Origin of the sequence: Vibrio sp. E14 (genome assembly GCF_020515785.1) — a bacterium.
Classification (GTDB): Bacteria; Pseudomonadota; Gammaproteobacteria; order Enterobacterales; family Vibrionaceae; genus Vibrio; species Vibrio diabolicus.
Genome location: NZ_JAHPJI010000002.1, coordinates 501,872 through 515,769 on the forward strand (window position 1 = coordinate 501,872; position 13,898 = coordinate 515,769).

General features: G+C 45.4%; 3 protein-coding genes and 2 pseudogenes. 3 read left to right on the plus strand and 2 right to left on the minus strand.

The window, feature by feature from the left end; all coding sequences use genetic code 11:
- The first annotated feature begins 769 nt into the window (after positions 1 to 769).
- Positions 770 to 9,361, plus strand: coding sequence for a GH36-type glycosyl hydrolase domain-containing protein (locus tag LIX84_RS07610; protein ID WP_226421021.1), 8,592 nt, complete (start codon positions 770 to 772; stop codon positions 9,359 to 9,361).
- A 65-nt stretch (positions 9,362 to 9,426) separates the two neighbouring features.
- Positions 9,427 to 10,366, plus strand: a pseudogene (locus LIX84_RS07615) (IS5 family transposase).
- Positions 10,367 to 10,999: 633 nt separating this feature from the next.
- On the opposite strand, the pseudogene LIX84_RS07620 reads toward LIX84_RS07615, so the two are convergent.
- Positions 11,000 to 11,294: pseudogene (locus LIX84_RS07620) on the minus strand (IS21 family transposase); the annotation flags it as partial.
- Between the two features lie 207 nt (positions 11,295 to 11,501).
- On the opposite strand from LIX84_RS07620, the gene LIX84_RS07625 reads away from it, so the two are divergent.
- Entirely contained in the window at positions 11,502 to 13,058 is a 1,557-nt protein-coding gene (locus tag LIX84_RS07625) for an EAL domain-containing protein (protein WP_170902622.1), read from the plus strand.
- Positions 13,059 to 13,580: 522 nt separating this feature from the next.
- Here LIX84_RS07625 and LIX84_RS07630 read toward each other — a convergent pair.
- Complete coding sequence (locus LIX84_RS07630) at positions 13,581 to 13,805, minus strand: hypothetical protein (protein ID WP_226421022.1); 225 nt, start codon at positions 13,803 to 13,805, stop codon at positions 13,581 to 13,583.
- Between the last annotated feature and the right edge of the window lie 93 nt (positions 13,806 to 13,898).

The following is a 13,898-nucleotide window of genomic DNA, read 5'->3' on the forward strand; positions in this document are numbered from 1 at the left end:
GATATTTTTATCTCGTACTTATATTTAAGGCAGATGCAAAGAAGTGCACAAATGGCTGTCAGATTCAGGAATCAAAACACATAACAGTAATAGCCAAGACGATCCATTTCATTATGTCGAGAAACAGGCCTGTCGGCATTAATATCAGGGCTGTTTCAAACCAGTTCTTTGGTAATGGAAACCGACAATACTTTCTTTTAACACTTCACTTATAGTCGCACACTAGATGATATCTTCCCTTGGGGCTTGTCAGTTAACTAACTGCCTTAGCATAAATAACGTATGCCTCATCTCTCGATATCAATCAAAAAATAGATCATCTCGCCAATATTGCTACCTGTGCGGCAACTGTATATCTCTCTTAGTCGGTCATGCTGCGTAACATAATGAATCGTCCTATTTCTGCGTCGGTTTTGTAGAGCTCATCGTCACCTTGATCTTCCTGCTTCTGTATGTCTGTTCGCTTGCGCACAGACACCTATCCCAAGGCTTTACTAGTATAAAGCATAACTAAGAGGGTTGATTACAAGATTCCCTACCTAAGGGGCAGATGCTTATGTTACATACCGTTACTTCCTTATTTGGACGACTTGGGCAACAACACTCCCAAACAATATGGCGTAGCACTTCGCCCGTTCGCGAGGCTTTATTTGGTATAGCGCGGCTTGAAGAGCATGCAAAAAGTTTGGCTAAGGCTCAGCAGGTTCTCGACAAAAAAACGTCGGTCTTATCGTTACAAGTGAGGTTGGATGATAATGCTAGATCGTTGTTGAAGTCTTATCGAGGCTGTGCAACGGAGCTAGAACAAGGACGTAGTGTTGTTCCCGCAGCAGAATGGCTACTAGATAACTATCATTTAGTGGAAGAACAAATCCGCGAAATTCGAGACGATCTACCAGACAGTTATTATCGTCAATTACCCCAATTGGCTAGCGGACCTTTTGTCGGATATCCGCGAGTATTTGGGCTAGCCTGGGCGTTTGTAGCCCACACAGATAGTCATATTGATCCAGAGGCTCTCGTGCGTTTTATTCATGCTTATCAGACTGTGCAACCGCTTACCATCGGTGAATTATGGGCGGTGGCGATCACGCTGCGTATTGTATTGATTGAAAACTTGCGACGTTTAGCCGATCAAATTGCCGTTGGTAGAAAAGCACGCCAAGACGCAGATCATTTAGCAGCACGACTTTTAGTGGAAGGTTGTGCTTATTCGGCGTTACAAGAAGATATCGCCGCACGTTCATCGGGGCCTTTATCGGAAGTGTTTGCTGCGCAACTGGCAAAGAGATTACGTGACCAAGACCCGAAAACTACGCCCGCGCTTGACTGGCTAGAACAGCGTTTGCAGCTACAAGGTCTTTCTGTAGAAGAAGTGGTGCAGCATGCCCAGCAACGCCAAGGTGCATCGAACGTCACCATCCGCAATGTGATCACCAGTATGCGCTTGATTTCTGATGTTGATTGGTCGGAATTGTTTGAGAAAGTCAGTCTGGTCGATCAAGAATTTTACCGTTATGACCTATATGCCCAAATGGATTTTTCGACGCGTAACTTGTATCGCAGTGCCGTAGAGGAACTGGCACGAGGCTGTGATTATTCGGAAATAGACATTGCCCAGCGCGCCGTAGAAATGGCGAAAGACAGCGTAAAGTCTTTTGAGTCAAAGAGTGTTGAATCAAAGAATGAAGAGTCAGAGCAAGAAGCACTTTCTGAAGAAGCCAAGGTAGAAAGAAACCGCCTTGGGGACCCAGGTTATTATCTGATTGAACAAGGGCGTTTGGCTTTCGAAAAATCCATCGCCTATACACCGACCATGCAGTTAAGAGTTAGGCGTTTTCACGTACGCCTTGGCGTCGCGGGTTACTGCGGTACGATTGCCATTGCCGCCTTGGCTTTTCTTGCCATTAGTATTTTCTTCGCTGGATTCCTAGCGTTTCATGCACAACCTTGGTTGCTGTGGGCAGTGGTGGCCTTTATTCCTGCCACAGAAGTGGCGTTTGCCATCGTCAATCGTTTAGTGACATGGCGATTTGGTGCGGTGATGTTACCGGGGCTTGAGCTAAAAGCTGGCGTCCCGAGCTCGTTACGAACCTTAATCGCCGTGCCGACTTTGCTCACTTCAGAAGAGGATTTATTAGAACAAATTGAACGTCTAGAAGTGCATTATCTTAGCGGCATCGGCGGTGATGTGAGCTTTGCCTTATTAACTGATGGCAAAGATGCTGATTTGGAAGAATTAGAAAGCGATACGGTGTGGTTGGAACGGGCGGCATTTGAAATAGAGCAATTAAACCAGCGCTACGAAGAGGGTCCATCTGGTCCACGTTTTATCTTGCTGCATCGCCGTCGACTGTTTAATCCGAGTGAAAATGTATGGATGGGTTGGGAGCGAAAACGCGGTAAGTTGCATGAGCTTAATCGATTATTACGCGGCGCAACGGACACCACTTTTATTGCTATTCAGGGCAAAGCGCCTAGTGTGCCGAGTGATGTTCGTTACGTGATTACCCTTGATGCTGACACGCGTTTGCCACGAGAAACAGCGTTGCGATTGATCGGGAAAATGGCGCATCCGTTGAATCGTCCACGTTTGGATAAAGTCAAACAGCGAGTTGTCGCGGGTTACGGGATTCTTCAACCTCGTGTCACACCGTCTTTATCAGTCGGTACGGAAGGTTCTTTGTTCCAGCGTATATTTTCTGCTCCTGGCGGTATAGACCCATATGCGGCTGCGATTTCAGATGTGTATCAAGATCTTTTCGGCGAAGGCTCTTTTACTGGCAAAGGCATTTACGATGTCGATATGTTCGAAGCCGCGCTGGCGGATCGTGTGCCGAATAACACCATGCTGAGCCACGATTTGTTCGAAGGTATTTTTGCTCGTGCTGGTTTGGTCTCAGATGTGGAAGTGGTGGAAGAGTTTCCGGCCCGATACGATGTCGCCGCGAAACGCCAGCATCGTTGGATGCGAGGCGATTGGCAGCTGTTGCCGTGGATTATGAGTAAGCCAACAGATAAGGGGGTTTCCAGTCTGGGGCGTTGGAAGCTACTCGATAATTTAAGGCGGTCGCTGGTGGCTCCAACAACCTTGTTGTCCTTGGTGTTAAGTTGGCTGTTATTTCCGTCGTCGGTGCTGTTTTTTACGGCTGTGTTATTGGCTGTCATGGCTATTCCGCCTTTGCTGCCTTGTGTTTTTTCGATGATTCCTCATCGTTCTGGCGTGGACACCAGCAACCATTTTCGACTTTGGTTAGGGGATTTACGTCTTGCTTTGAGTCAGACTTTTTTGTCTATCACTTTTCTTCCTGATCAAAGCTGGCGCTCCTTGGATGCGATCGCACGCACCTTGTTGCGTTTAGGTGTGACGCATCGACGTTGTTTGGAATGGGAAACCGCGGCGCAGAGTCATGCGAGTCCGCGACTCAAGGTGACGGGTTTTTATCAAAGTATGGCCTGTGGCACCTTGCTTGCTTTGGCGGTTTGCTTGTTTGTCATCGTGGTGAATCCGGCAGTGTGGCTGCTGGTGTTCCCGTTTGCTTTGCTTTGGTGTCTTGCGCCTTTGGTCGCCCTGTTTGTTAGTCGATCACCGGAAGTGTTGCGACCAGATGAACTCGATGTTGGCGCGGTCACTTTACGCCTTACTGCGCGCAAAACGTGGCGCTATTTTGAAACCTTTGTGACAGAGGAAGACAATTTTTTACCGCCTGATAATTACCAAGAAGACCCAGAGCCTATGGTGGCGCATCGTACTTCGCCGACCAATATTGGTTTGTATCTGTTGTCTTCAGTGGCGGCGCGAGATTTTGGTTGGGCTGGGTTATTCGAAACGATTGACAGACTCGAAACGACCTTTGTTACACTGGAAAAACTACCAAAACACAACGGCCATTTTTTCAATTGGTACGGCACACAAAGCTTGCATACTTTGTTGCCGGAATACATTTCATCGGTGGACAGCGGCAATCTTGCTGGGCATTTGATAACGCTGGCAAATAGCTGCAAGCAATGGCGCGAAGAATTCGTGGCTGGGCCATCTCAAGACACTTTAACCGCTAATCTAAACTCAATGGTGCGCTCAGGTTTTATGGATAATATTGCGTTGGCTAGACAATCCTTAGTAGCTGAATCAAAACCACTAACTAACCCTGTTAGTCCGGATGTTAGAGATATTAGCATCTCCATAACGGATAGCTCGCATCCATTGCTTGCGACTTTGGACGATATAGAGAGTAAATTAAACAGCCGCCAGACTATCGAGACCTTAACGCCAATTTTAATTCGATTGACTAATAAAGCTACCAAGCTTGCACGTGAGCGACCATTAGGTTCTGGCGAAGAAATTGCACAGGGTCGTCATGCTGATTTCATTTATTGGATCGAAGCCGCAAATAAGCTGATGGTTGAGCAGGAGCGCGATACGCTTGAGCTGCGCAATTCTTCCGACTCTTTGCTGGCTAGATTAAATGTGCTCGCGAGCATAGCTCGTGACATGGCGTTAGCGATGGATTTTGCTTTTCTCATCGACCCTGAACGCAAACTTTTGTCGATTGGTTATTCTCTTGCCGAAAACTGTCTCGATCCAAGTTGCTACGATTTATTGGCTTCGGAAGCACGATTGGCGAGTTTGTTTGCTATCGCCAAAGGCGATGTGGCGACCAAGCATTGGTTTCGTCTTGGTCGCGCAGCAACACCCATGGGCAACGGCTCGGTTCTAATTTCTTGGTCGGGTTCCATGTTCGAATATTTGATGCCGTCGCTGGTTATGCGAGCGCCAACAGGCAGTTTACTTGAACAGACCAATCGGCTGATCGTTGGGCGTCAGCAGGAATACGGTAAACAACTTGGAATCCCTTGGGGCGTGTCGGAATCTTCTTATAATGCGCGTGATATCGAGTTTACTTATCAATATGCCAATTTTGGTGTGCCGGGACTTGGTCTAAAACGCGGCTTGGCGGAAAATAGAGTGATCGCACCTTATGCAACGGGGCTTGCCACCATGATTGACCCTCAGGCGGCGGTTGATAATTACGATCGCTTAACCAGCATGGGTGCTTGTGGCCGTTATGGTTTTTACGAGGCGTTGGACTTTACGCCAGCACGTTTGCCTACGGAAAGCCAAGTTGCCATTGTACGCAGTTTCATGGCACATCATCAGGGCATGACTATTGTGGCCATTGCCAATGCCTTACTGGAAGGCGTGTTTAGACAGCGTTTTCATCAAGAACCCATGATTCAGGCATGTGAGCTCTTATTACAAGAACGTATGCCAAGGGATGTTTGCATTAGTCATTCTAGGGCAGAAGAAGTGAAAACCTACGCGTCTTCTCTAATGGTGATTGCGCCGATAGTACGATGCCTAAGTCCAACAGCCGAAGGCTCGCCCATTACACATTTGTTATCGAATGGTCGATATGTGGTGATGTTAACCGCCACTGGCGCGGGCTACAGTCGTTGGCGCGACATTGCTGTGACGCGCTGGCAGGAGGACTCCACATGTGATGATTACGGTAGTTTCATTTTCTTGAGGGATAAAAATACAGGTCGGCTTTGGTCGAGTTCTGCTCAACCTCTGCAAGATGAAGGTCATTATCCGGCGGGAGTGTTTGAAGAAGATCATGCGGAATTTGTGCGCCATGATGGCGATTTCACCACGACGATGGATGTTTTGGTATCTGGTGAAGACGATGGTGAAGTGCGTCGTATCTCATTGAGCAATAATGGTCGCACAGCGCATGACATTGAACTAACGTCTTATCTTGAATTGGTGTTAACAACGCCAGCTACTGACAATGCTCATCCGGCCTTTGCTAAGCTGTTTGTGCAAACGGAATATGTCCCTGAATACAATGCGCTAATTGCGACCCGACGCAAACGTGCTCCACAAGAACCTTCAATTTGGGCTGCGCATTTTGCCATTGTCGAAGGGGAAGTGACAGCCGCTCCTCAATATGAGACTAACCGAGCCTTGTTTATTGGGCGAGGTAATTCCATTGCCACTGCGGCGGCGTTTGATTGTGACGATTCGTCGGTTGAGAGTGTCGTTCTCAATAATTCAATCGGAACTGTTCTAGATCCTATTTTCTCGTTGCGCTATGCCGTACATGTGCCAGCAGGCAGTGTGGTGAGAGTGTCGTTTTGGACAGTCGTTGCGTCTTCTCGTGAAGAATTAATGGATCTTGTTGATCGACATCATGACCGCAGCGCTTATGATCGAGCGAAAACCTTGGCGTGGACGTTGGCGCAAGTGCAATTGCGTCATTTGGATATTAGTCCAACCGAGGCGGATGATTTTCAACGACTAGCGGCACCGATTATTTACGCAGATCCGCGTTTTCGTGTTTCACCCGAATTCATTCATCGTGGCATGGCGGGTCAGTCTGTGTTGTGGCCGCACTCGATTAGTGGTGATTTACCCATTGTGCTGCTGCGTATTGATGACGTCAAAGATATTGAACAAGTGAAGCAATTATTGTGCGCCTATGAATACTGGCGTATGAAAAGGCTGGCGGTGGACCTTGTAATAATCAACGAGCACGCGTGTTCTTATTTACAAGACTTGCAAAGCGCCATTGAAGCCGCAGTGCGAAGTAGCCAGTCTCGTCCTCAGCATGTTGATAAATTCAATGGCGATCATGTGCAAGGTAATGTACATGTTCTGCGTGCAGATTTAGTGGATGTGTCGGTTTGCGATTTACTTAAATCTGTTGCTCGAGTCGTGCTTGTTGCACGTCGTGGCTCCATCAGTAAGCATATCCAACGCCTACCTTCATCGCCGATTTGGCCGCCTGCTTTGAAAGTCCCGTATGACGTCATTGATGGTGACAATATGTCGCTTGAATCGCGTAAATCAAGCGTAAAAGAACAGTTAGCTGAGCTGAAAGAAGGGCTCGAGTTTTTTAATGGTTTAGGTGGGTTTAGTTTAGGTGGGTGCGAGTATACTGTTATTCTCGAAAAAGGCGCGTTTACCCCTGTTCCTTGGATTAATGTTATTGCTAACCAACACTTTGGTTTTCATGTGGCAGCGGAAGGAGGGGGTTATACATGGGCAGAAAATAGCCGAGAGAATCAGCTAACTCCATGGAGCAATGATCCTGTTACTAATGCATCGGGCGAAGCGATTTACGTACGCGACGAAGACAGCTTAGCGTTGTTTAGCGCTACGGCAGACCCACTTCGATCGCATCTGAATGATCAGGAGGCGTATATTGCCCATCATGGATATGGTTACAGTCGCTTTGAACATCAAATCGATGGCTTGGGCTTAACGTTATTACAATATGTACCGCTCTCAGACCCTATTAAAATATCTCGCCTAACGCTACATAACCAATCAGGAAAGCACCGTCGTTTGTCGGTGACGTCCTATATCGAATGGGTATTAGGCACCGCCCGCGGAGCAACCGCACCTTTTATTACCACAGATTTAGATACAGCAGGGTCAAATGCATTATTCGCTTGCAATCGTTGGAGTGTAGCGTTCCCAGGGCGTGTTGCATTTACTGATATGAGCGGGATGCAATCGTCGTGGACGACTGATCGTTCGGAGTTTTTAGGACGTAATGGTCGGATGAGTGCGCCTGCCGCTTTGCTAAGAGATTCGCCGTTATCTGGTAGCACGGGCGGAGGGCAGGACCCCTGTAGTGCGCAACAATGTGTCGTTGAGCTAAAACCAAATGAATCGGTGGAGGTGGTGATCTTGATGGGGCAATGTGATTCGGTCGGCAAAGCTCGAGAGTTGATAGAGCAATATCGAAATGCTGATTTGGATCAGGTTCTGGCGGAAGTAACCGGGTACTGGGAAACCTTGTTAGGCGCGGTTCAGGTGAAAACACCAGATCGAGCGATGGATATCATGCTCAATGGTTGGCTGCTATATCAAACAGTCGCATGCCGTATGTGGGCTCGTTCGGCGTTTTACCAAGCCAGTGGGTCTTATGGATTTAGGGATCAATTGCAAGATGGTATGTCGATGACTTTTCGTCGCCCCGATATGACTCGAGAACATATTTTGCGTGCAGCGGGCCGTCAATTTATTGAAGGGGATGTACAGCATTGGTGGTTGCCTCACACAGGTCAGGGCGTACGTACGCATATATCTGACGATAGAGTCTGGCTAGCGTATGCCACCGCGATTTACATTGAAACTTCGGGTGATATGTCCATCTTGGATGAGAGAATAGCCTTTATAGAAGGGCCAATATTGGCTGCGAATCAGCATGATGCGTATTTCCATCCTGTTGAATCGGACGCGTCGGCAACCTTGTTTGAGCATTGTGCTCGCGGGTTGGATCAATGTATTGAACTGACGGGCGAAAATGGTCTGCCACTGATAGGCACAGGCGATTGGAATGATGGCATGAATCGTGTCGGCGAAGGCGGTAAAGGGGAAAGTGTTTGGTTAGGCTGGTTGCTGATTCGTACTATTAAGTTATTCTCACCTCTGGCGCAAATTCGTGACGAAGGAGAACGAGAACAACGCTGGGTGACGCATGCAACTAGAGTCAAAGAAGCTATTGAAGAAAAAGCGTGGGATGGTGAATGGTATCGCCGAGCGAGCTACGACGACAGCAGTTGGCTAGGATCTAAAGATAGTGATGAATGTCAAATCGACTCTATTGTGCAATCTTGGGCCGTGTTGTCTGAAGAGGGCGAACCAGAACGCGCAGAAAAAGCCATGGATTCGGTCGATCAATATTTGATTCAACCCGAGTCAAAATTATCTCTATTGTTTACACCGCCTTTTGATAAAACCAGTCACGACCCAGGTTATATCAAAGGCTATCCAATGGGGGTAAGGGAAAACGGTGGTCAATATACTCATGCTGCCATGTGGGCGATTCTAGCTTATGCAAAATTGGGGGATGGCAATAAAGCTAGCAGGTTGTTTAATTTACTAAACCCAATTAATCACACCCTGAATGCCGAAGGTACAGAGTGTTATAAAGTCGAACCTTATGTGGTTGCAGCGGATGTATATGCCGTCGCACCTCACACAGGGCGAGGCGGTTGGACTTGGTACACAGGATCAGCTGGATGGATGTATCAAGCAGGAATGGAAGGTATTCTGGGTATTAATCGAGAAGGCAAAGAACTGACTATTCAACCTTGCATTCCGTTGGATTGGCCGTGCTTTGAAGTCAGCGTAAAAATAGACAAGACCGAATACTTTATTGCCGTCGTGCAAGTGGTTGATCTTGTTGATTCCTCTAACGCTGGAGTTTCTGTAGAAGACTCTTTAATAGCGGAAAAAAATATCAGAGCAGTGATTGATGGCATGGATATTCAAATAACCAATAATATAGTGCGTGTGCCTCTGGATGGAAAGATTCATAAACTAAATATTAGTATTTGGATCTAGGGATGGCTTTGTTGCTTAAATCGATGGAACTAAATTAAGAAGCTACGATATGTTCGGCTACATCCATTAAACATCGTAGTCTCAGGCCGAAACCTCGTTACAAAACAACTAACTGGAAACAGTACAAAAAAGCGCTAATCAACCGTGGCTCTCTGACCTTTTTGGATTGATGAGGAAGCGATAGCCGAGTGAAAACAAAACAAACAAGGCAATCGAGGTAGACCGCGTCGATTCAGCGACTTGGTCATTACTACTGCATTGATGGTGAAACGAGTATTCTCTATGCCATTGAGAGCGCTGCAAGGATTTATTGACTCATTATTTAAACTGGCTAACATCCCGCTAGTTTGTGCGCATTACACCTGTATAAGTCGTCGAGCTAAAGAAGTTGAGGTTTCATTCAAAACGAAAACCAGAGGCGTGATACAGCATCTAGCTATTGATACCACTGGTCTTAAGGTCTATGGCGAAGGTGAATGGAAGGTCAAGAAGCATCGTACTGACGGGAAGCGTAGAGTTTGGCGTAAGCTACATTTAGCAGTAGATACCAGCACCCACGAAATAGTCGCAACAGAGTTGAGTTTATCAAACGTAACTGATGCTGAAGTGCTTCCTAACTTACTTAGGCAGACACGTCGTAAAATCATTGAGGTATCAGGTGACGGAGCTTATGACACAAGGCTGTATTACGAAGATATCCGCATCAAACAAGCGGTTGCGCTCATTCCGCCAAGGGAAGGGGCAGCCTTCTGGGAGAGAGGTCATCCCCGCAATTTAGCTGTAGGTTGTCAGAAGCTCAACTGGCCAAACAAGAAATGGAAAAAGCGGTATGGCTACCATAAGCGCTCTCTATCAGAAATAGCCATGTACCGAGTAAAGCAGTTACTAGGTGGGAAACTGCGTTTGAGAAACTACAATGCTCAGGTTGGTGAGACTTATACAATGATCAAAGTGCTGAACAAGCTTACAGTGCTTGGTATGCCTGAAATCCAGCACTTTGCATAAGAATTAATCAATATGGACAGTCAGGTCTTCTTACCGAATGAATTAAGCAACAAAGCCTAGCTGTATTGTTGAACTAGGATTTGACTTAATTCATTTGGGTTAGGTTTAAGTAACTGCAAGACATAAAAATGAATGAGACTAGTTCCTGTTGGCACAGCGGCGAACAAAGCTTACATTTGGCCGAAAGGACAGCTTGGAAGGTAGTAAGTGTCAGCCAGAACTTCTTGGAACATTCCTGCCCCAAGACGTGTTTAGTGCGCATGAAACCAACATGAGATTTATTTGTGCAACAAGCTGCTGCACAATTAGGAAATTGCCTGCTTCATCGAATGTCCAACAGGCTGTTGGACAAACTCCAACCCCAATTTTGCAACAGCCTGTTGCAAAAATCACTATGAAGCACTTCTGCCCCTTTTCGCTTTATGGGCAAACACCTACAGCACGCACTAGTTAACAGATTTTGCCCTATAAATTGTAATCCTCATCAGAAGTAAATGTGATTCCCAATGTGTTTCTATATCGAATGTCACCAATAACTTGGGTTATCTATTGCTTTCAAGCATGTTGGTTTGCCGACAACGTGAGGGAGCGCCTTCCAGAATAAAGATTGCATAATCCAGCCTTCATCCCCCAGAACTGAGTGTAAGCGTATGCTTGATCTCGTGATATCCCTTCCAGAGTAGCATCTTCGTCATGCCTTTACGTCTGAGTACGATAGCGTATTGCGTGAACTCTGGCATGACTTTATCCCGACTGGCTTTCTTGCCGTGATACAGTGCCTGAGTGAGTTCTGTGTCACTGCAACCTAAAGGCCAGCCAGCTTTGCTGAAAGCTAGTCAGGAGTTCCGAGTTTAAGGCAAAAAGCGATGCTGCGATTTGATAGGTCGCAGTTGTACCTAAGGCGTAATACCTCTTTGATTTTGTTCATTGGAGTTCTCTTTTAGCCATTGTCGCTTTCTTACGTTCTTGTTTAAGTAGTAAAAAATAGTGATTGATTTAAAAGAGATAAAGGAATGCTCCGAAATGTGCAGGTATGTAAGAAAATTAGGAGCAACAGAACAATTCAGATAATATTACAAACATTGCTACAACAAGTAACTAGATTAACTCGGATAGTAAGGGGTGAGGCAGCCAAATGATAGACTTCAGTAGAGTAAGACCACTGTTCGTTACTCTGGCGAGTGTCGCTCTTAGTTTAATAGTTTTGCAATTTTCGTATAAATATTTTGTGAGTTTGTTGCAAGAACAAGCGCTGAATAGGGCTGATAGTATCGTCCATAAGATTGACACCATATTCTTTTACGCTGAAAAAGCAAATGAGAAAACTTTAAGCTTAGCACTGAGTGGGAATAACTGTGATGAGGCATCTTATGAGCTAAGAAAGATTGCAGCATCAATGCCTTATGTTAGAACAACAAATATATCAGTTGACGGTTATATAAACTGCACTTCCCTTTGGGGAGACAGGATATTTGAGGATGATGACGAGAGGTATGTCTCGGATAAGTTACTGTTAATGCCTGGAAGTCAAGTGGCACAAAACCACCCACTTATCGTCCTGCGTACCAGTAAGGATAAGATAGCGGCATTAAGTGGAATTGACGCGCTTCATCTTAGACAAACTCTCTTTAGCTCAACAGTTGATTCTCACCTTACCTATTTCTCTTTGGGTAAGATATGGCTAGATCAAAACGGTGCTCTTTTAAATAGCGACCCAACGAAACAGCTTGTTGGGGTGGAGAGTTCTAAATCTGACTTTTTTCCCTATAGCGTCTCTGTTGGCTTTTCATACTCTTCACTACAGGAAGCGTTTTGGCACGAAAAAAAATTCTACATTCTATTAATTCTGTTAATACAACTTTCCTTCCTAGTTTACTATTGGTGGCATACAACTCGTCCCCAAAGTCTTGATGAAGAGTTAAAGAGAGCCATAAAAAAAGAGGAGTTTGTTCCTTATGCTCAGGCCGTTGTTAATGCTAAAACACGAGAAATAGAGGGAGTGGAAATCTTAATGCGTTGGCTGCATCCTATTCAAGGAGTGGTACGTCCAGACTTATTTATCCCCCAAGCTGAAGAATCAGGTCTAATAGTACCAATGACTCAGTTGCTGTTAAAGGAAACGGCAAAGCAACTATGTGCCTATAGTAGTCATCTAACGAAGCCATTTCACGTCGGCGTGAATATATCACCCCAGCATTGTCGTGGTATGGGTTTGGCGAATGAGTGTAAAGAATTTATTCAAACTGTAAATCAAGAAAATATCATGCTTGTTTTGGAGTTAACTGAGCGAGAAGTATTGGATTTTTCTGAGTCAACCGAAGTGCTGTTTAGCAACCTCAAAAAATTGGGGTGCAAAATCGCGATAGACGATTTTGGTACTGGGCATTCTAGTCTTGCTAACCTTCAAAAATTTCAAGTCAACTACATAAAAATAGACCAAATGTTTGTTCAAGGAGTTGAAAGTAACCCTACCTCCAGGCACTTAGTTGAAAATACGATAGAGTTAGCGAATCGACTATCTCTCGAGATTGTTGCTGAAGGTGTTGAAACGGAAGAACAGCAAGAATATTTGGCTAACTATCATGTCAAATACTTACAGGGTTTTCTTTTTTCCAAACCCATACCATTAGAAGAATTTTTGCAAGAGTACGGTAAAAAGAAAGGGCTTAAATTTGCAAGTTGTTTAAACTGACCTTAAGCCTCAACGAAGGAAGTATTCAAAAGATACTTGGTATGATTGTGGAGTGTCGATATTAAGTGGCATCGCCCACGGGGCTTGGACCTCTTTGCCTATGTATTGAATAACGTTCGCTTTGTCGATGGAGTGAGTTCAACTAACAAAGCGTTTAAGAATGATTCCCAACGCTTGGCACGTTGGGTTCAGTATTTACGGTGCTATAGTCAAGTTTGTGGTAGCGTAGCTCATACCTTAACACGGCGTTAATTTCCCATATATCAGCTAATCCGTTACATTCTAATTTAGTAATATAACTGACAAGGTTTTGTGTCCAAGGACTTCTCAGCGCGATCCGAGCTAACAAATTTCTGCCCCATTATAAGACAGAGTAAATACTCATTCATATCCTGTTAATTGGGTTTTGCCTTACTAAAAGTAATCCATTCTTCTAATGCTATTCGTTGTTAATCCTCGTGTTGTATTACGGGGGCTCTTAAGTTGTCAACATCGTACACAGAACCACCATGTTGTATTTATTCAACATGGTGCATTTAGAAAGAACGTCTTCCCCCCAACGGTATCCTTAAACCTTGCTCGAGGAGCTTTGCCACCCATCGTCCGTTTAAGGTTCGCAGGTATAAATTGACTTGAATCGGGAGTTTGCCAACTTGCTTCACCGTTTTTTTCTGGCGTCCAATTGATGGTTGGTACGTTATCTTCAATCGCGATGGACAAAATATTGAGTTCACCGAGAGCAGCCATAAGGTTCTGACAGAAGAGGACTTTGAGCGGTTTTTAGAACCGGTTGAGAAATGGGAATGAGAAAAGGCGTCCTTGTAACGCCTTATGTTTATA